Genomic DNA, 20,131 nt, shown 5'->3' with positions numbered 1-20,131 from the left:
AGGTTTAAACGGTCATCTCTGTAAATAGGCTCTCCAGATTTTTGTTTTTCCTACTTAATTGTAGTGTCTTCAATTGATTATCATGGGCAAAGTCGAATACCACAGGGCGCATATCCTTGGTAGTGTTAAAGGTAATCTCGTAAACAAAACCACCAATATTTTTGACTAAAATTACATTGGGCAGTTTATTTAGAAAGGCTTCTTCTACTCTAAAATCGAATTCGACCACCAAAACTTGGTCCTGCCCGTCGCGCAATTCTGAAAGTTTTTTATCTGCCACTAGAGTTCCTTTATTTATAATCAATACCCTGTCACAGACAGCTTCAACCTCTTTCATGATATGTGTGGAAAGTAAAATGGTCTTTTCTTTTCCAATTTCCCGGATCAATTTTCTGATTTCCAATAATTGATTGGGGTCTAGACCCGTAGTGGGTTCGTCAAGGATCAAAACCTCCGGGTCGTGCAATAATGCCGCGGCCAATCCAACCCTTTGTCTATAGCCCTTGGAAAGTTGTCCTATCTTTTTGTTCGCCTCCGGTGTAAGGCCGGTCTGATCTATTACTGTGTTGATCCTATTTTTACTTACTTTGTAGACTTCCGCATTAAATGCAAGATATTCCTTTACGTACATGTCCAAATACAATGGATTGTGTTCGGGTAGATAGCCAATGCTCTTTTGAACATTTTTCTTCTCACTTTGCACATCAAATGAATTAACCTCGGCTTGTCCGTCATCTGCGGTGTAATATGTGGTCAATATTTTCATCATAGTGGATTTTCCTGCGCCATTGGGGCCTAAAAAGCCAACTATTTCCCCTTTTTCTATGGTAAAGGAAACCTTGTTCAGTGCTTTTTGTTTTCCAAAAAATTTGGTAATGTTTTTTGCTATGATGGACATGCGTTTACTTTTTTATCAAAAATAATGCAAATTAGTGAAACCTAGTTTTAATTATCGATATGATAAAATTTTGACCTTCAACGGCGATTTTTTGGTGTTGATAGTGTTAATTGTTCTAATTTGTTCTTCGTAATTCGCAAAAATATACCGATTTAGGGATTTAATCAGTATTATTTTTTGCTTTAAACTGAATTAAATAAAAAAATGTTAGCGTAAATGCTGTTTTATAAATTTAATTATTAATTTAGCCGGAGTTTTACAAGAAAAATGACAAAGCAATATTTCTGGAACGGTTTTAGTTTTTACTTCTTTTTTAAGGGAGGTAAGGGACTGTTCTAGCATATTTTAAAATATATATAGATAAAAGTCCTGTGAAAACCAGGACTTTTTTTTTGGATATAACTTTCGAAAAGGGAGTGGGGTTACCAAGGAGTTTAGCGGTAAGTCTCTGATAGGCCGAAAGATAATTAAAAAAGGGGTGAAATTAAAAATTGCAATACAAGGTATTAAAGGTTCTAACCATCATCAGGTGGCGAAGGATTATTTTGGCGATGATGTTACATTCGTGGAATGTTCATCCTTCGATATTTTGGTAGATCACTTGATCAATAAAACAGCGGATAAGGGGGTAATGGCCATAGAGAATTCCATTGCGGGGTCCATTATACCCAACTACGCCCTGGTCTTCCATAAAAACCTTCATATAATTGGGGAGCAATATTTAAATATACATCATAACCTGATGGCTTTAAAGGGGCAGACCATTGATGATATAAAAGAGGTTCGCTCCCATCCAATGGCACTGCTGCAGTGTAATGAATTTTTTAAAAATTACGGGCACATCAAACTGGTGGAAGATGTGGATACTGCTGAGACAGCAAAAAGAATCCAGGAAAATCAGTTAATGGGGGTAGCGGCCATTGCGCCAAAAGTTGCTGCCGAATTGTACGATTTGGAAATTATACATTCTGAAATACAGACCATAAAGGATAACGCAACTAGGTTTATAATTGTAAAGACACAAAATAAGGCTTTACCGGAGAATGAAATTAATAAGGCATCGGTGCGTTTTATCACTGATCATAAACGAGGTAGTCTTGCTGCTATTTTGAATGTGATGAGCGATTGTAACTTGAACCTTACTAAGATACAATCCCTTCCGGTAATTCAGACGCCCTGGAAGTATTCCTTCTTTGTTGATGTAACTTTTGAAAAATATAAACATTTTGAAAAAGCAAAGGCTTTATTGGAAATTATGGCCGAAGAATTTAAAGTATTGGGAGAATATAAAAATGCCAGAGTATTATGATTACGGCAAACAGATTAAATACAGTTGAAGAATACTACTTTTCTAAAAAGCTTAGGGAAGTTAGGGGATTAATGGCGGAAGGAAGGCCTATTATAAATATGGGAATAGGAAGTCCTGATTTGGAGCCATCCATCGAGGTGCAGAATGCGGTAAAAGAGGCATTGACGCATGATGGGGCGCATCAATACCAGAGTTATCAGGGCTTGCCAGAGCTAAGGGAGGCCTTTGCAACTTTCTATAAAAACAAATTTGGGGTAACGGTAAATCCACAAAATGAAGTATTGCCCTTGATGGGGTCTAAGGAAGGTATCATGCACATTAGTCTGGCCTTTTTGAACCCTGGAGATGAGGTGTTGATTCCCAATCCTGGGTATCCTACTTACACGTCGGTAACCAATTTGGTTGGAGCAGTGCCGAGGTATTATGATCTGATAGGTAAAAATGGTTGGTTTCCGGATTTGGAAGAATTGAAGCAGCAAGACCTAACAAAAGTGAAGTTGATGTGGACTAGTTATCCACATATGCCAACAGGTGCTACGGCAAGTAGGGAACAATTGACAGATCTTGTAGCTTTTGCCCAAGAAAATGATATTTTATTGGTTAATGACAATCCCTATAGTTTTGTGTTGAACCAGAACCCTATAAGTATTTTGGAGATGGAGGGGGCTATGGATGTGGCCTTGGAATTGAATTCCTTAAGCAAGACCTTTAATATGGCAGGTTGGCGAGTTGGGATGGTTCTAGGGAGCAGTGAGCATATCAATGCCGTTTTAAAGGTAAAGAGCAATATGGATTCCGGGATGTTCTACGGGATCCAAAAGGGAGCCATCGCCGCTTTAAACAGTAGTGAATCATGGTTTAGTGAATTAAACAAGGTGTATCATGAGCGGCGGGAATTAATGTTCGCTTTGGCGGATAAGCTGGATTGCACGTATGATAAAAATGCTGTAGGGATGTTCGTTTGGGCCAAATTACCTTCCGGGGTTTCGTCTTCTGAAAAGTTCATTGACGAGGTGCTCTATGACAAGAATATTTTTATTACTCCTGGAACTATTTTTGGTTCAAATGGGGAGGGGTATATTCGATTCTCATTGTGTGTTACGGCAGATAAGATTAAAGAAGCGATAGGTAGGTTTTAATAAGAAAATGAAATAAGAATATAGGAAAGAGGAAATGGAAAATGATAAAGTATAACTGGTTAATTCTTTGACTGTTTTCTAGCATTTTTTTCTCTGTTAACAATAAAAGATGAATGTATTTGTAATTGGTATCGGATTAATCGGAGGGTCTCTGGCCAAGGATATTAAACGCAATAGGCCGGAATCCAAAATTTATGGCATTGATGCCAATGAGGGACACTTGGATGAGGCTTTGTCATTATCTTTGATCGATGAAAAGGCAGATTATGGTCAACTGAACCAGGCCGATTTCGTAATAGTGGGGATTCCTGTAGATGTTATGGTTCTGGAACTACCAAAAATATTGGATGCCATTAATGATGATGCGGTGGTAATTGACGTGGGATCTACAAAGTCCCTGATTTGCCATGTTGTGGAAAACCATCCCAAGAGAAGAAATTTCCTTGCTTGCCACCCTATTGCGGGAACTGAATTTTCAGGTCCCTCTGCGGCCATAGAAGGTTTGTTTATGGGAAAGACCAATATCATTTGCGAAATAGAGAAAACTGCCTTTAAATTACAGGAAAAAGCATTGGAACTTTTTCAGCAATTGGGGATGCGGATACGGTATATGAATCCGGAGGCACATGATAAACACATTGCCTATGTTTCACATTTGTCGCATATAAGTTCCTTTATGCTGGGAAAGACAGTAATTGAGAAAGAAAGGAATGAACGCGATATTTTTGATATGGCGGGCAGTGGTTTTGAAAGCACTGTTAGATTGGCAAAGAGTTCACCTGCCATGTGGACCCCAATTTTTAGGCAGAACAAGGATAATGTAGTTGAAACCTTGGGAGAATATATACAGAATTTGAAGGAGTTTAAAGCAATGTTGATAGCCGATGATTATGAAGGCATCTATAAGGAAATGAATAGTACCAATAAAATAAAGGAAATATTAAACGGAATACCACTTAACAAAAAATAGAGTATAGAAATGGAAAATTTAAAAGAAATGAGAACATGGTTGGACGATATGAAATTGGACCATCCGTTAGTAATTGCCGGGCCATGTAGTGCGGAAACAGAGGAGCAGGTGCTTCGAATTGCCAATGAGTTAAAAGATACCGATGTAAATTACTATCGTGCTGGTATCTGGAAACCAAGAACGCGTCCTGGAATGTTTGAAGGGGTGGGAGCTTTAGGTTTAAAGTGGTTGCAAAAAGTTAAGGCGGAAACCGGTATGAAAACTTGTACCGAAGTAGCTAATGCTGCCCATGTGAAATTGGCATTGGAGCATGATGTTGATTTATTGTGGATTGGTGCAAGATCAACCGTAAGTCCATTTATAATGCAAGAAATTGCAGATGCTTTGGCTGGTACGGATAAAATTGTATTGGTAAAGAATCCAGTAAATCCGGATTTAGCTTTATGGCTAGGAGGAATCGAAAGATTATATACCGCCGGTGTTAAAAACTTAGGTGCCATTCATAGAGGTTTCTCTACTTATGAAAAAACAAAATATAGGAACATTCCCGAATGGCAATTAGCGATCGAGTTTCAAAATAAATTTCCTGATTTGCCTTTAATCAATGATCCTTCGCACATCACAGGGAATAGGGAAATGATTTTTGATGTTTCGCAAACTGCTTTGGATCTTAATTTTGATGGTCTTATGATCGAAACCCATTTCGATCCTGATAACGCATGGAGTGATGCCGCACAACAGGTAACTCCGGCCAAATTGATCCAGATTATGCGAGATTTGAAAATTAGAAAAGAGTCGGATTCGGAAGCAGAGTATACTAGTCAACTTAGTAACCTGAGAGCGCAAATAGATGTTCTTGATAGCCAGTTGATAGAAATGCTAGGTAAAAGAATGAAGATCTCTGATGGGATTGGGTTATTAAAGAAGCAAAAAAATGTTGCTGTTTTGCAATCTAACAGATGGAATCAGATTTTAGGTGCCATGATCCTGGAAGGGGAAGCAAAAGGATTAAGTGAGGAATTTGTTTTAAAGATGTTTAAGGCAATTCACCAGGAATCCATAAATCACCAAGAGAAGATTATCAACTCATAAACTATTTTATTGGTATACCGTTAAAACCACGCCTAATGGCGTGGTTTTTTTTATGTTCAATGTTTTCTTTTGGTTTCAGGCGAATTATTTGTTGTGCCCCTGCTTTAAGAAAATTCTGGATGCAGTTAAAATTGGATGACGGATATTTGATAAAGTTAATTGTTTGTATAATTTAGTGTAACAAATCTACTTTTGTACCATCTTTACCAAGTGAATGGAACTAATAGTTCAAAGTTTCCCCCAAATGCTTTAATGGAAGTTTAATAAAAATATTAATGATAATGAAAAATGTTTTGGTAATTGGTTTTGTATGTCTATCGTTTATAGGGTATTCCCAGCGAATAGTTGATAAATCGGTAGGTGATTTTAACGAGGTAAAGGTTTATGATTTGATAGAGGTGAATCTTATTAAATCTAATGAGAATAAGGTTTTGGTAAAAGGGGATAACGTGGATGATATCCAGATTGTAAATAAAAAAGGAGTCCTTAAAATAAAGATGGAACTGGATAAAAAGTTTCACGGAGAAAACACCTTTGTGGAGGTGTATTTTAAAAATATAGACCTAATTGACGGAAATGAGGGCGCAAGAATTACGGTCAACGAAACCTTAAGCCAGGAAAAGATTGAACTGAAGACCCAGGAAGGGGCCAAAATAAAGGTTGGACTAGATGTTCACCAATTGGTCGTAAGATGTGTTACCGGAGGTAATGTTGAGGCCTCGGGAAAAACTATAAATCAGGAGGTAGTTTTAAATACAGGGGGAGTTTTTGAAGGTAAACCGCTTCTTAGTGAGAAAGCCAGTATTAAGATAACGGCTGCCGGAGAGGCGGCAATGTTTGCTTCGGAGGCAATAGATATTAATATCAAAGCTGGAGGGGATGTGTACGTTTACGGAAACCCAAAATCGGTCAATAAGAATACATTTGCTGGTGGAAGGGTGAAAATTATGGATTAGTACGACTTTTTTTTAAACACGATTGTAAAAATAAAACCCGGCCAAATAGACCGGGTTTAGTTTTTTTTGATGCCCTAGAAGATTATTTCTTAAAGATGTATCGGGTAATAAAAATGCCCTGACCATCGTCTTTGCCACTATCGCTTTCAACGGCACTGGTAACAAAGGCCAGTTCCCATCCTTCGGCCACCATGGCATTTATTTTTGATGATATTAAGGCGTCATTGGCAGCAATATTCTGGAATCTGATTCCTCCAATATTGTAAAAATTTAAAAGTTTGGTTTCTTCAAAATTCTTCACCCGTATATCACCTCGGTCAGATTTATTTCTTGTATTGTCTTCATCAGTTTGTTCACTGGTGAATTCCTTATAATCCCTATCCTCTGTGGCGCTAATGAGCCGTGATCTTCCCAAGCCACTGGGGACTATGGATTCGACACTGGTGATTACTTTAAATTGTTGGGCATTTACATCCATAATGGCTGTAATTACTAGACAAGCAATGAGCAGAAAGTTTTTCATTTTTCGTGTTTTTATGATTTATGATTGTTTAACAACGATGAATTTTAAAAGCTAGTATAAAACTAAAGTTGTTTCTTTGTAAACAAATATGTCAGAACTCTTTAATGGAAGGAACCGTATATAAATCTACTGGAAGTTGGTACAGCGTAAGAACCGCTGAAGGGGCTTTCTACGAATGCCGGATCAAAGGGAAATTTCGGCTTAAGGGAATAAAGAGCACCAATCCTGTCTCCGTTGGGGATGTGGTGGTATTTGACGTGGATGGGGCCGATGAAAATTTCCAGGGTATTATTACCGAAATTAAGGATAGGAAGAACTATATAATTAGAAAGTCGGTAAATCTATCCAAACAAACCCATATTATTGCTGCTAATTTGGATCAGGTTTTCCTGATAGTAACCTTAAACAATCCGCCCACTTTTACAAGTTTTATAGATCGTTTTTTGGTGACCTCCGAGGCATACCATATTCCTGCTATTTTGCTTTTTAATAAGATTGATACCTATAGTGAAGAGGAACTTGATGAGATAAAATATCTAGCAAACCTTTACAGGGAAATTGGTTATACGTGTATAGGGATTTCTGCCAAGACCGGAAAAAATGTGGATAAGGTAAAGGAATTGATGATAGGAAAAACAAGTATGTTTTCGGGGCATTCCGGAGTGGGGAAATCCACCTTGGTCAATGCTATAGAGCCTCAATTGGACTTGAAGACCAAAAAAATATCCTCCCAGCATATGCAGGGGCAGCACACTACCACTTTCGCGGAAATGTTCGATTTGGAATGTGGGGCCAAGATTATCGATACCCCTGGAATCAAAGGATTTGGTATAGTAGATATGGAGAAGGAGGAAATAGGGGATTATTTTCCAGAATTCTTTAAGTTAAAAGGCGAATGCAAGTTTAATAATTGCCTGCATTTGGATGAACCCCATTGTGCAGTAAAGAAGGCCTTGGAGAATAATGAAGTGGCTTGGAGCAGGTACAAGAGTTATGTGCAAATGTTGAGCGGGGAACAAGAGAATTATAGAATGGATATTTACGGGGAAAAGTAATGCGTGCAACAATACAAAGGGTAACCACTGCGAGTGTAACGGTAGATGGGAAAGTAATCTCAAAAATTTCGAACGGACTACTTATATTTTTGGGAATAGAGGATGCGGATACAGTCGATGATATTAAGTGGCTTTCCAATAAAATTGTAAACCTTAGGATTTTTAATGATGGGGATGGAGTTATGAATTTGTCCCTGCTTCAGGAGGAGGGAGAGGCCTTGGTAATTAGTCAATTTACGTTACATGCATCCACAAAGAAAGGAAATAGGCCAAGTTATTTAAAAGCTGCAAAACCGGAGATTGCTATTCCCCTGTATGAAAGTTTTGTGGCCCAATTGGAAAAAAATCTTGGAAAAAAGGTTGGAACTGGTGTTTTTGGAGCGGACATGAAAGTGGCGCTGCTTAACGATGGGCCGGTAACCATTCAAATAGATACAAAAAATAGAGAATAATGAACATAGAAAACGCACAGGAAGCTGTTGACGAATGGATCAAGGCCCATGGAGTACGCTATTTTAACGAACTTACCAATATGGCCCAACTTACAGAGGAAGTAGGGGAGGTGGCTAGAATAATTGCCAGGCGTTATGGGGAGCAAAGTGAAAAGGAGTCGGACAAGGATAAAGATTTAGGGGAAGAATTGGCAGATGTGCTTTTTGTGGTACTGTGTCTGGCCAATCAGACGGGAATAAACTTACAGGAGTCTTTTGATAAAAAATTAAACCTTAAGACCAAACGCGATCATGACCGCCACCACAACAATAAAAAGCTGAAATAGTGCTATATTTGTCGTTTGTTTTTGTGCATTCATTCCAAAACAAAAAATTAAGCAAATAAGTCTAAATAATTCCATATAAATTGAAGCTACATTTATCTACTCCTACTGAAACCCTAATAAAATCAACAGTAAAAATAACCGGATCCAAAAGTGAATCCAATAGATTGTTGTTGCTACAGGCCTTGTTTCCCTCTATAAAAATCGATAACCTTTCCAATTCCGATGATGCGGAGGTTATGCAAAAGGGGTTGCAGATCAGTAATGGTGTGGTAGATATTCATCACGCAGGTACGGCCATGCGTTTTTTAACCGCTTATTTTGCGTCACAGGAGAATAAAGAAGTTACCCTCACAGGATCAAAAAGAATGACAGAAAGGCCTATAAAAGTATTGGTGGAGGCATTGAGGAGTCTGGGTGCGGAAATAAGTTATCTAAAGGACGAAGGGTATCCGCCTATTGCCATAAAGGGTAAAAAGTTGACAAAGCATAAAGTTAGTCTACCTGCCGATATTAGTAGTCAATATATTTCAGCCTTGCTTCTAATAGCCCCAAGTCTTGAAAATGGAATTGAGTTGGAGCTGGTGGGTAAAATTACATCGGTACCATATATAAAAATGACCTTGGGTCTGCTTTCCCAAATTGGGGTAACCAGTTCTTTTCAGGGGAATACGATTAAGGTATCGCCAAAAACGACAGTTGAACCTACCATCCAAGTGGTAGAATCGGATTGGAGTTCCGCCTCCTATTTTTATAGTATAGCTGCACTTTGTGATATAGGTACGGAAATATCATTGTCCGCCTATAATAAGAACAGCCTTCAGGGGGATAGTGTCCTTAAGGAAATATACAAGGATTTTGGAGTGGAAACCAGCTTTCATGGCCACGAGGTTATTTTGAAAAAAAACGCAGCTCCCAATAATACCAGCTTCAATTTGGACCTGGCAAATGCACCGGATATTGCGCAGACCATTGCCGTGACTTGTTTAGGTTTGGGCGTAGGATGTCATATGACGGGCCTACATACCCTTAAAATTAAGGAAACCGATAGACTGGAAGCTTTAAAGACGGAATTGACCAAGTTGGGCGCATCCATATCCGTTACCGACAAAACTCTGACTTTGGAGCCTTCCAAGGAAATAAAAAAGGAAATTGCAATTGATACCTATAACGATCATAGAATGGCCATGGCCTTTGCTCCATTGGCCCTCAAGACTACACTGTTCGTGAACGATGCGGAAGTGGTATCCAAGTCATATCCAGACTTTTGGGAGGATATGAAAAATCTGAAATTCAAGGTGCAAACTGTTTGATTTTTATTTAAATGGTGTTTTACTTGACATCGCCCCTTGCTTAGTCGTATATTTGCAGCCGCTAAACATTAATCTAAATTTAAGGAATATACTAGATGAAATTATCGCACTTCAATTTTGAACTTCCAAACGAATTATTGGCAGAATATCCGGCAGAGAACAGAGATGAGTCCAAATTAATGGTGGTTCACAGGGATACAGGTAAAATTGAGCACAAAATGTTCAAGGATCTTATAGACTATTTTGATGAGGGCGATGTTATGGTGCTTAATAACACCAAAGTTTTTCCAGCAAGATTATATGGTAATAAAGAAAAGACCGGCGCTAGAATCGAGGTTTTTTTATTACGTGAACTAAACGAGGAACAACGTCTTTGGGATGTTTTGGTAGATCCGGCACGAAAAATAAGAATTGGGAACAAACTTTATTTTGGTGATGATGAAACTCTAGTGGCCGAAGTAATAGACAATACCACTTCTCGTGGAAGAACCCTAAGATTTCTTTATGATGGTTCCTATACCGATTTTAGAAGAAAATTAAAGGAACTAGGTGAAACTCCTTTACCAAAATACATTAAACGTAAGGTAGAGGCCGAAGACGAAAAAAGATATCAAACCATTTATGCAAAGCATGAAGGTGCGGTTGCAGCACCTACCGCTGGTCTGCATTTTTCCAAGCATTTGTTGAAAAGATTGGAAATAAAGGGAATCGACTTTGCTGAGGTTACCCTTCATGTAGGTCTAGGGACTTTTAATCCGGTGGAAGTAGAGGATCTTTCCAAGCACAAGATGGATAGTGAGGAATTGATCATAGATGAAAAGGCAACCGAAATAGTTAACTCGGCCAAAGTTAAGAAGCGTAGAATATGTGCTGTAGGTACTACAGCTATGAGGGCTTTGGAAAGTGCGGTATCTTCTCAGCAGACTTTAAATACTTTTGATGGATGGACAAATAAGTTTGTGTTTCCTCCATACGATTTTAGTATTGCCACAGCTATGGTGACCAATTTTCACTTGCCAAAATCTACACTCTTGATGATGGTTTCAGCTTTTATGGGGCACGACTTAATGAAGAAGGCATACAAGGAGGCTATTTTGGAAGGATATAAATTTTATTCTTACGGGGATGCAATGTTGATTATATAAGTATCCAAAAATAATACTAAGATCCCGTCAGTATCCAGGATAATTCTGGAATGGCGGGATTTTTTTATAGAATCATTTATCTTTAGAAAGTGGAAGTTGCAAAAAACAAAAGGGATATAAGGGCTTTTACCAAAGAACAACTTAGGTCGTTCTTTGAAAGCCAGGGAGACAAGGCCTTTAGGGGTAACCAGGTCTATGAATGGTTGTGGCAAAAATCGGCACATACCTTTGAGGATATGACCAATATTTCCAAGGAAACCAGGCAGATGTTGGAGGATAATTTTGTGATCAACCATATAAAGGTAGATCAAATGCAGCGCAGTAGCGACGGAACCATTAAAAATGCGGTTCGTTTGCACGATGATCTTATTGTGGAATCTGTTTTGATTCCTACTAAAACCAGGACTACCGCCTGTGTGTCCAGCCAAGTGGGCTGTAGTTTGGATTGTAAATTTTGTGCTACTGCCCGACTAAAGCGGATGAGAAACCTAAATCCTGACGAGATTTATGACCAAGTGGTAGCCATTGACAATGAGAGTAGGTTATATTTTGACCGCCCTTTGAGCAATATTGTTTTTATGGGTATGGGAGAGCCGTTGATGAATTACAACAACGTACTTAAGGCCATTGATAAGATAACCTCTCCGGAAGGATTGGGGATGTCTCCCAAACGTATAACCGTATCCACTTCAGGTGTGCCCAAAATGATACGGAAAATGGCAGACGAGGAAGTAAAATTTAAATTGGCGGTATCCTTGCATTCTGCCATAGATGAAATAAGGACTTCCATAATGCCCTTCAATGCAACTTTTACCTTGGCCGATCTAAGGGAGGCACTTGACTATTGGTACCAAAAGACAAAAAGTAGGATTACCTATGAATACGTGGTTTGGCAAGGTATTAATGACACTCAAAGAGATGCAAATGCCTTGGTGGATTTCTGCAGGTTTGCCCCCTCCAAGGTTAACCTTATCGAGTACAATCCAATAGACGACGGGGAATTTCAACAAGCTAATAATGCCGCCATAGAAATGTATGTGGAAACATTGGAAAAAAATGGCATAACGGTGACCGTTAGGCGTTCTAGGGGCAAGGATATTGATGCTGCCTGTGGGCAATTGGCAAATAAATCGTAGGGAAACCTAATATAGGGCAAGGCCACTTTGTTCTTTGTCGATTCCTATTGCAAATTCGCTGAAATCTATAATTTAGGGTTACATTACCATTTATGGCTGTTAATTACTATGTTTTTTTACCTAATTTTACGCAACTGAACTAGCAATCCAAAACAGCCTAAATTATCCCTTGAAAATTGTATCCCAAATAAAGGAACCGATTAATCAGGAAATGGAACTTTTTGAAAAAAAGTTTTATGAATCCATGTCTTCCAAGGTTGCCTTATTAAATAGGATTACTTACTATATCGTTAACCGAAAGGGGAAGCAGATGCGACCAATGTTCGTTTTTCTTACCGCCAAACTGTTGAATAACGGGGAGGTAAACGAAAGGACGTATAGGGGGGCATCGGTCATTGAACTGATACATACCGCCACCCTGGTACACGACGATGTGGTAGACGATAGCAATAAACGTCGCGGCTTCTTCTCTGTAAATGCCTTATGGAAAAACAAAATTGCTGTTTTGGTAGGGGACTATCTACTTTCAAAAGGGCTTCTGTTATCTATAGATAATGGGGATTTTGATCTTCTTAAGATTATTTCTGTCGCTGTGCGTGAAATGAGCGAGGGAGAATTACTGCAAATTGAGAAGGCGAGGCGCTTGGATATTACAGAGGAGGTGTATTACGACATTATTAGGCAGAAGACGGCAACCTTGATCGCCGCTTGCTGTAGTTTGGGTGCCTGTTCCGTTAAACCTGATTCCCCGGATGTGGAAACTTTTAGAAAATTTGGCGAATTAATTGGTATGGCCTTTCAAATCAAGGATGATCTGTTCGATTACGGGGAGGAAAGAATTGGCAAGCCTACGGGGATCGATATAAAGGAACAAAAAATGACCTTGCCATTGATATACGTACTTAACAAATGTTCCAAGACCGAAAAAAAATGGTTGATCAATTCTATTAAGAACCACAACAAGGATAAAAAACGGGTCAAGGAAGTCATTGCCTTTGTAAAAGCCAACGATGGCCTGGAATATGCCGTAAAAAAGATGCTTGCCTATAAGGAAGAAGCATTGGACCTATTGGATACCTATCCAGATTCGGAATATAAAAGTTCGCTTGAACTTATGGTAAATTACGTGGTAGATCGTAAAAAGTAAATCTTTGCTATTGTAGATAAGTATAATATTGGTTTGGGACTGCACTTTGGTTCGTGATAATTGAAGTAATTTTAGTTTTTTTGCTCCAAGCTTGTTCCAGTTTCAATACTGCGTTGCATTTCTTCCGTAAATTCATCCTGAAAATAGGTTTTTTTGCAATGGGAACAGCTAATGATGGTATGCGTACCCACTCTAAAAAGGGAAATCCAAAACAAGTGGAAATAGGTGGTACTTGTTACTGCTGTTAAGGTGCCTTTGTTGTCACAATAGGGACAAGCAACGTTTTGTAGCAATTTTGAAGTTGTTTTTCCGGGTTTTGTTCCTAGAAATAATATCATTTCCTATTTGTTTATACATCTAAATGAAAATCGCAATTTAACCAATATTTATTTTACAAGCATGGCTTTTCCTTTTTTCAACAGCCCTTAAAGTACTATCTTTAGCCTGCTAAAAAAATGTAAAGATTGATTTCAAAATCCACCATAGACAAAGTATATGAGACTGCCCGTTTGGAGGAGGTGATCGGGGATTTTGTACAATTAAAAAAATCTGGTTCCAACTTCAAAGGATTAAGTCCGTTTACCGATGAGCGAAGTCCCAGTTTCATGGTCTCCCCGGTAAAACAGATATGGAAGGATTTTAGTAGCGGCAAGGGAGGGAACGTCGTTGCCTTCCTAATGGAGCACGAGCATTTCTCCTATCCTGAGGCCATTAAATATTTGGCCAGAAAGTACAATATTGAAATTGAGGAAACAGAGCTGAGCAACGAACAAAAAGAGCAGACCAATGAACGGGAGAGCATGTATCTGGTTTCTGAATTTGCCCAAAAATATTTTTCGGAGGTCTTATGGGAAAGAGAGCAGGGTAAGGCCATTGGTTTAAGTTATTTTAAGGAACGTGGATTTACGGATGATACCATCAAAAAGTTTGATCTGGGGTATTGTTTGGATCAGTGGGACGGTTTTACCAAAGCGGCCCTTGGTAAGGGGTATCAATTGGATTATTTGGAGAAAACAGGCCTTACTATTGTCAAGGACGATGCTGCAGATAGGGATAACAAAAAGACCTTTGATCGGTTTAAAGGGCGTGTTATGTTTCCTATACACAGCATGAGCGGTAGGGTGCTAGGTTTTGGAGGCAGAATATTGACGAATGATAAAAAGGCGGCTAAATACTTAAACTCCCCGGAAAGCGATATATACCACAAAAGCAAGGTGCTGTATGGTATATACTTTGCCAAGCAGGCCATTGCCAAGGAAGATAATTGTTACTTGGTAGAAGGGTATACAGATGTTATTCAGATGTACCAACGGGGTATTCACAATGTAGTTTCTTCCAGTGGTACGGCCCTGACCTCAGATCAAATAAGGTTGATTAATAGGCTCACCAAGAATATAACGGTTTTGTTCGATGGGGATGCGGCCGGATTGCGGGCATCACTAAGAGGGATAGACCTTATTCTGGAACAGGGGATGAACGTAAAAGTGTGTACTTTCCCGGAAGGGGAAGATCCGGATAGTTTTTCCAAGAACAATGATTACGAGGATGTGGTGCTCTACCTACAGGAGAATTCCAAGGACTTTATTCAGTTCAAAGCTTCATTATTGGTAGAGGAAGCTGCTAACGACCCTATTAAAAGAGCGGATACGGTTAGGGATATTGTTAATAGTATCTCTAAAATTCCAGATAGGATACAGAAGGAAATTTATATACAGGAGTGCGCACAGATCATGAATATTTCCGAGGCTGTTCTATTCAATACCTTGGCTCAGATTGGGAAAAAGGATGTATCGGACGCCAATAAAAAGGTAAAGCAGGAGCAACAGGCCTTTGATGTGGTCAAGAACGAACCACAGCGACAAAAGGTAGATGTGCAATATGAGCTGGAGCGTAAGATTATAGAGATGTTGCTGCTTTATGGGGATTTGGACCAACAATTCGAGGATCTTGTTTTAAAGGAAAATGAAAAAGGTGATTTGGAACTGGAGCCTGAATCCCTGGATGCCAAAGTATATGAAAAGATATATCTAGATTTACAAGACGATGAAATTGAGTTGGCAAATGAGCAGTTCAGAAATATCTATTATAGATTAATGGAAGACCTTAATGAGAAGGAGATTTTTTCCATTACCACCTTTATAGCAAATTTGGACCAAGAACTGGCAACGGAAATTTCTTCCATTTTAATGGAAGAGGAAAAGTATGCTCTACATCAGTGGGAACGAAAGGATATATATCCGAAAGATAAAAAAGTAGGTATTTCCCAGTTGGTGAGCGAAACCATTTTAACACTTAGATGTTACTTGATAAAAAAGAGGATAGGTTCCCTTCAGCAGAACACCTTGGATAATCAGGAAGGAAATATGGAAACCATGGAAGAGATTATGAACTATATACAACTCAATGTATTGTTGAACAAAAAGCTCAACAGGGTTCTTTCTTAGGATTTCTGAATAGGATAAATAAAAAAAGACTGAAGTCCTATTTGTCAGGAAATCAGTCTTTTTTATTCTTGATTGGTTATTCTATATCTAGTACAGTTCCAAAGCTTTGGCCTGCTGTAGTAAATCCACTAAGTTGTCCACATTTAATTTACGCATTAAACGCGCTTTGTAGGTACTGACCGTTTTTTCGTTCAGATCCAAGCCTTGGGCTACTTCCTTATTTCGCTTTCCACTGGCCAAGAGCTTAAGGACTTCTACCTCCCTTGTGGAAAGTTTTCTAAAGAACCTTCTTGGTTTTTGTGTGCCTTCATCAAAAGCTAGGCGTTGAGCCAATTCGTTGGTAATAAACATATTGCCTTCGCTAACTTTTCGTATAGCACTTATAATATAATCTATTTCCGATGTTTTGGATAGGTAACCAAAAGCTCCGGCACGAATGGTGCTTAAAGCATAAACATCTTCAGATTGACCGCTATAGATCAAAACCCTTATGTTGGGGTACTCTTTTTTTATTTTTCTAAGAGTTGCAATGCCATTAATTTCGGGGATGTCCATTTCCAGAAGAATTACGTCCGGGGTAAAAAGTTCCAACTTATTGAATAATTCCGTGGTGGTAGATGCATCGGCGATCACTTGAATATCAGAAACCGATTCCAAGACTTGTTTTACGCCCATCCGAACTATTGGATGATTATCAGCAATTAAAATTTTGATCATTTTGGGTTATTTTTCTAGATTTCAACATCAATAATCATGTCTAAAAATACTGACATGCAATGTAGGGTTAAAATATCTAATTCGATAAGCAAAGCTTCATTTTTTTATCCAAAACCGAAAATTTTCACATGTTTTTTCGATTTAATCACTTGGTTCTTAGGTGAGATGTTCATTTTAACATATTTGGTATTTCACAAACAGGAATAGGAACCATCTTATGTTTGTTTGCGCGGTTAAATCTTTTGTATATCTGAAAAACCTCTTTTTGTCTATCAGAAAAATCCGTCTCCACTTTTCCTTCTCCTTCCATTTGCATGGCCCATTCCAATTCTGGATAGGATGCTCCTATTTGGTCTTCGTCCGTTCTGTCATCGCCCCATAGGCCATCTGTAGGTGCGGCCTTAATAATGTCTTCGTTAATGCCAAGGACTTTGGCAATTTCGTATACTTCGGTTTTGAGTAGGTCGGCGATCGGACTTAAGTCTACACCGCCATCCCCATATTTCGTGTAGAAGCCTACGCCAAAATCTTCCACCTTGTTCCCGGTACCGGCCACCAGCAGTTTGTTTAAGGCGGCAAAGTAATATAAAGTGGTCATTCTTAACCTGGCCCTTGTATTGGCCAAGGACATAAACCTATCTTCCTCGTTGTCAACAGCGGGCAGTGCATTCACCAAACTATCAAAAGTGGGTGTAAGGTTCACCTCTAGTCTTTCAACATTGGGATAGTTCTTTTTTAACCATTTTATATGGTCGGATGCGCGGGTTACTTGGCTTTCGGCTTGGTGAATGGGCATTTCCAAACATAAAAGTTGTAGTCCTGTTCTTGCACATAAGGTAGAGGTTACTGCGGAATCTATTCCTCCGGAAATTCCGATTACAAATCCCTTCATATTTGCTTTGTTGGCATATTCCTGTAACCAGGTTACAATGTGGTCTATAACTTTTTCGGTCTGCATATGAACAATTTATTAGGTTTAAAAACTTAACTTTGCACCGTAAAAATAAAGCCTAGAGTTTAATATTTAAAACATTAACCCAATTACTTTAGAATGCAAAAGGCCATATTCCTTCTTTTAATCCCAATTATTATTTTTTGCAGTTGTGATCGCAGCGATAAATTGGCCGATGAGGTGGCTAAAATAAACGTAGATGTAAAGGTTGATAGGTTTGATAGGGAATTTGCAGAAGCAAAACCCTTGGATATCCCAATTTTAAAAGCAAAGTACCCTTATCTTTTTCCTGCCAATTATCCGGATAGCATTTGGGTAGCCAAATTACAGGACACCCTACAAATCGAAGTTATGGAAGAGGTAGGAAAAACTTTCCCCGACTTTGGAAGTGAAAGTGAAGATTTGGAGTGGTTGTTTAAGTATATAAAATATTATTTTCCCAATTATACGATACCAAAGGTTGTTACAGTTACCTCGGAGGTAGACTATAACAATAGAATTATTTTAACGGATAGCTTACTTCTTGTTGGTCTTGATAACTATTTGGGAAGTTCCCATAAGTTTTATCAAGGTATTTCCAAATATATCGCCAACGATTTGGACAAACAATACATGACCCGCGACGTGGCCAGTGCATTTGCCAAGGCTGTTGTAGCACCACCCCGCGATCGTACTTTTTTGTCGCAACTTGTTTATTACGGTAAAGAACTGTATTTAATGCAGCAGCTTATGCCTAAAAAAAATGAAGCTGTCATTATAGGTTATGCACCGGATGAGTTGGATTGGGCAACAGTCAACGAAGAGCAGGTTTGGCGCTATTTTATTGAACGCGAATTGTTGTACAGTACCAATAGCAAGTTGGGCCCAAGATTTTTGGATCCAGCTCCTTTCTCCAAGTTTGAATTGGAATTGGATAACGAGTCACCAGGTAAAATAGGACGATATATAGGTTGGCAAATTGTCAAGGCCTTTATGGATAACAATAAGATTACTTTGCAGGAAATGTTGACCCTACCCGAGGAAGAACTATTTAAAAGATCTGGGTATAAGCCAAGAAAGCTGTAATAGTAAATACAAATCAAAAACAAAGCAATGGCAAAACTACATACATCAGAAATTACGCTAAGAGTTGGATTGGATGAAAATAGGGTTCCTGAAGAGCTAACCTGGTCTGCACAAGATGGAGGCATAGACAATGAAAAAGCCAAGGCAATGCTATTGTCCGTATGGGATAGTGAAAACCAGGAATCTTTAAAGATTGATCTATGGACTAAGGATATGCCGGTAGATGAAATGAAAGTATTTTTTCATCAAACCCTTGTTTCCCTATCGGACACCTTTATGAAGGCTACCCAGGACGAAAAGATGACGGCTACCATGAAAGATTTTTGCGATTATTTTGCCGAAAAACTTGAATTAAAAAAATAGGCCGCATATAAGCTGTTTGCCACCCTTGGGGCAAAAAGGGCTTTTCCATTAAGTATTTTCGGTGTTTGCCGACTAAGTTGGTAATAGTAATTCCTAATTTGTAACGATGGAAAGTATCAGGACAGACCTACTTGTGTTTGTATATAATGCCAATTCCGGGTTTGGTAATGCCCTTTTGGATAGTGTCCATAAAACCTTGGATCCAAAATCCTACAATTGCAATCTGTGTGCCATAACCTTTGGCTTTTTTTCTGAAAATAGAAAATGGAAGGAATTTAGGCAGAATTCGGTTGTGGATATGGAGTTTCTGCATAGGGACGAGTTTAAAAAACGGTATCCGGAAGAAAAACAGAACAAGGAAGCCTTTCCGCAGGTATTCCTTTTAAAAGCGGATAAACTTCAAGAGTTTCTTTCAAAAGGGGAGATCAATGCCATGAAAAGCCAAGAGGATCTTATTTTGACCGTTGAAGAAAAGTTAGGGCAGATCAAGGTAGCGGGAAACGGAAAGTAAATCTAGTTTACTACCTTAAAGAAATTGGTATTTAATTCATTAATAAAACCAAGCAATTCTTCTTGGCCCATCCCATTGGTAGAGGAGGTTACAAAATAATTGGGGGCCTCTTCCCAAACTCCATCCAATAATTCCTTAATATAGGCATTGACGTGGTTTTCTATGGCTTTTGGTTTCAATTTATCCGCTTTGGTAAAAATCATGCAAAACGGAATCTGGTTTTCTCCCATCCATTCCAAAAATTCCATATCTACTTTTTGGGGTTCATGTCTAATATCGATCAAAACAAATGCACATACCAATTGCTGCCGCTCTATAAAGTAGTCGGTGATATATTTTTGAAAGGTTTTTTTGTCTTTTTTGGATACACGGGCATAGCCATAACCGGGCAAATCCACCAAAAACCAATTTTCGTTTATTTTAAAGTGATTTATAAGTTGCGTCTTTCCAGGTCTGCCAGATGTTTTGGCCAAACTTTTTCTTTGGGTGAGCATGTTGATCAAGGAGGACTTTCCAACATTGGAGCGACCAATAAATGCGTATTCCGGCAAATGGTCCTTAGGGCAATTTGCTACGTTGGAATTGCTCATAACAAAGTCGGCCGACTTAATTTTCATTTGT

Annotated in this window: 22 protein-coding genes; 16 read left to right on the top strand and 6 right to left on the bottom strand. The window is 38.7% G+C overall.

Annotated elements, in window-relative coordinates; genetic code table 11:
• Positions 1-4 precede the first annotated feature (4 nt).
• Positions 5-898, bottom strand: a complete 894-nt coding sequence (gldA, locus tag MWU82_RS21045) for a gliding motility-associated ABC transporter ATP-binding subunit GldA (RefSeq protein WP_215950228.1) — start codon at positions 896-898, stop codon at positions 5-7.
• 478 nt (positions 899-1,376) lie between these two features.
• Here gldA and MWU82_RS21040 point away from each other — a divergent pair, with 478 nt between their 5' ends.
• The 5 genes from MWU82_RS21040 to MWU82_RS21020 all read left to right on the top strand — a co-directional run bounded on the left by MWU82_RS21040 (position 1,377) and on the right by MWU82_RS21020 (position 6,364).
• The gene (locus MWU82_RS21040; protein ID WP_247097805.1) at positions 1,377-2,207 is read left to right on the top strand and encodes a prephenate dehydratase; all 831 of its coding nucleotides are present in this window, start codon (positions 1,377-1,379) and stop codon (positions 2,205-2,207) included.
• Positions 2,201-3,346, top strand: a complete 1,146-nt coding sequence (locus MWU82_RS21035; RefSeq protein ID WP_247097821.1) for an aminotransferase class I/II-fold pyridoxal phosphate-dependent enzyme — start codon at positions 2,201-2,203, stop codon at positions 3,344-3,346. Before MWU82_RS21040 ends, MWU82_RS21035 begins: the two co-directional genes overlap by 7 nt.
• A gap of 109 nt (positions 3,347-3,455) precedes the next feature.
• On the top strand, positions 3,456-4,316 hold the full coding sequence (locus MWU82_RS21030) for a prephenate dehydrogenase (RefSeq protein WP_215950230.1): 861 nt from the start codon (positions 3,456-3,458) through the stop codon (positions 4,314-4,316).
• Between the two features lie 9 nt (positions 4,317-4,325).
• Positions 4,326-5,408 (top strand): bifunctional 3-deoxy-7-phosphoheptulonate synthase/chorismate mutase type II, encoded by a 1,083-nt coding sequence (locus MWU82_RS21025; protein WP_215950231.1) that lies wholly within the window; start codon positions 4,326-4,328, stop codon positions 5,406-5,408.
• Between the two features lie 281 nt (positions 5,409-5,689).
• Entirely contained in the window at positions 5,690-6,364 is a 675-nt protein-coding gene (locus tag MWU82_RS21020; protein ID WP_215950232.1) for a head GIN domain-containing protein, read from the top strand.
• A gap of 82 nt (positions 6,365-6,446) precedes the next feature.
• Here MWU82_RS21020 and MWU82_RS21015 read toward each other — a convergent pair whose 3' ends face one another.
• Positions 6,447-6,842, bottom strand: coding sequence for a hypothetical protein (locus tag MWU82_RS21015; RefSeq protein ID WP_247097820.1), 396 nt, complete (start codon positions 6,840-6,842; stop codon positions 6,447-6,449).
• A gap of 149 nt (positions 6,843-6,991) precedes the next feature.
• Between MWU82_RS21015 and rsgA the strand changes: the two genes are divergently transcribed.
• The 7 genes from rsgA (at position 6,992) to MWU82_RS20980 (ending at position 13,458) form a co-directional block, all read left to right on the top strand.
• A complete protein-coding gene (rsgA, locus tag MWU82_RS21010; protein WP_215950234.1) occupies positions 6,992-7,942 on the top strand; it encodes a ribosome small subunit-dependent GTPase A in 951 nt (316 codons plus the stop codon).
• Complete coding sequence (gene dtd, locus MWU82_RS21005; protein ID WP_247097804.1) at positions 7,942-8,394, top strand: D-aminoacyl-tRNA deacylase; 453 nt, start codon at positions 7,942-7,944, stop codon at positions 8,392-8,394. Before rsgA ends, dtd begins: the two co-directional genes overlap by 1 nt.
• The gene (locus MWU82_RS21000; protein ID WP_247097803.1) at positions 8,394-8,720 is read left to right on the top strand and encodes a nucleotide pyrophosphohydrolase; all 327 of its coding nucleotides are present in this window, start codon (positions 8,394-8,396) and stop codon (positions 8,718-8,720) included. The genes dtd and MWU82_RS21000 overlap by 1 nt, the downstream gene beginning before the upstream one ends.
• An 80-nt stretch (positions 8,721-8,800) precedes the next feature.
• Positions 8,801-10,030, top strand: a complete 1,230-nt coding sequence (locus MWU82_RS20995; RefSeq protein ID WP_215950237.1) for a 3-phosphoshikimate 1-carboxyvinyltransferase — start codon at positions 8,801-8,803, stop codon at positions 10,028-10,030.
• Between the two features lie 95 nt (positions 10,031-10,125).
• The gene (gene queA / locus MWU82_RS20990) at positions 10,126-11,175 is read left to right on the top strand and encodes a tRNA preQ1(34) S-adenosylmethionine ribosyltransferase-isomerase QueA (protein ID WP_215950238.1); all 1,050 of its coding nucleotides are present in this window, start codon (positions 10,126-10,128) and stop codon (positions 11,173-11,175) included.
• An 89-nt stretch (positions 11,176-11,264) separates the two neighbouring features.
• Positions 11,265-12,311, top strand: a complete 1,047-nt coding sequence (gene rlmN, locus MWU82_RS20985; protein WP_247097802.1) for a 23S rRNA (adenine(2503)-C(2))-methyltransferase RlmN — start codon at positions 11,265-11,267, stop codon at positions 12,309-12,311.
• A gap of 169 nt (positions 12,312-12,480) precedes the next feature.
• Positions 12,481-13,458: a polyprenyl synthetase family protein gene (locus MWU82_RS20980; RefSeq protein ID WP_247097801.1), complete on the top strand. Its 978-nt coding sequence runs from the start codon at positions 12,481-12,483 to the stop codon at positions 13,456-13,458.
• 71 nt (positions 13,459-13,529) lie between these two features.
• Here MWU82_RS20980 and MWU82_RS20975 read toward each other — a convergent pair whose 3' ends face one another.
• Positions 13,530-13,796, bottom strand: a complete 267-nt coding sequence (locus tag MWU82_RS20975; RefSeq protein WP_247097800.1) for a zinc-ribbon domain-containing protein — start codon at positions 13,794-13,796, stop codon at positions 13,530-13,532.
• A 126-nt stretch (positions 13,797-13,922) separates the two neighbouring features.
• Between MWU82_RS20975 and dnaG the strand changes: the two genes are divergently transcribed.
• Positions 13,923-15,902 (top strand): DNA primase, encoded by a 1,980-nt coding sequence (dnaG, locus tag MWU82_RS20970; protein WP_215950242.1) that lies wholly within the window; start codon positions 13,923-13,925, stop codon positions 15,900-15,902.
• 87 nt (positions 15,903-15,989) lie between these two features.
• Here dnaG and MWU82_RS20965 read toward each other — a convergent pair whose 3' ends face one another.
• Positions 15,990-16,619, bottom strand: coding sequence for a response regulator transcription factor (locus MWU82_RS20965; protein ID WP_111621715.1), 630 nt, complete (start codon positions 16,617-16,619; stop codon positions 15,990-15,992).
• A 169-nt stretch (positions 16,620-16,788) separates the two neighbouring features.
• Entirely contained in the window at positions 16,789-17,577 is a 789-nt protein-coding gene (gene nadE, locus MWU82_RS20960) for an NAD(+) synthase (protein WP_247097799.1), read from the bottom strand.
• A gap of 93 nt (positions 17,578-17,670) precedes the next feature.
• Between nadE and gldB the strand changes: the two genes are divergently transcribed.
• From gldB to MWU82_RS20945, 3 genes are all read left to right on the top strand, one after another.
• A complete protein-coding gene (gene gldB, locus MWU82_RS20955; RefSeq protein ID WP_247097798.1) occupies positions 17,671-18,636 on the top strand; it encodes a gliding motility lipoprotein GldB in 966 nt (321 codons plus the stop codon).
• 27 nt (positions 18,637-18,663) lie between these two features.
• Complete coding sequence (gene gldC / locus MWU82_RS20950; protein ID WP_215950245.1) at positions 18,664-18,999, top strand: gliding motility protein GldC; 336 nt, start codon at positions 18,664-18,666, stop codon at positions 18,997-18,999.
• 106 nt (positions 19,000-19,105) lie between these two features.
• The gene (locus MWU82_RS20945; RefSeq protein WP_215950246.1) at positions 19,106-19,510 is read left to right on the top strand and encodes a GTPase; all 405 of its coding nucleotides are present in this window, start codon (positions 19,106-19,108) and stop codon (positions 19,508-19,510) included.
• Positions 19,511-19,512: 2 nt separating this feature from the next.
• On the opposite strand, the gene yihA is transcribed toward MWU82_RS20945, so the two are convergent.
• Entirely contained in the window at positions 19,513-20,127 is a 615-nt protein-coding gene (gene yihA, locus MWU82_RS20940; RefSeq protein ID WP_247097797.1) for a ribosome biogenesis GTP-binding protein YihA/YsxC, read from the bottom strand.
• Between the last annotated feature and the right edge of the window lie 4 nt (positions 20,128-20,131).

It is taken from the genome of Arenibacter sp. S6351L (assembly GCF_023016025.1).
GTDB classification, from domain to species: Bacteria; Bacteroidota; Bacteroidia; order Flavobacteriales; family Flavobacteriaceae; genus Arenibacter; species Arenibacter algicola_B.
This window is presented reverse-complemented; position numbering and strand designations above follow the sequence as displayed.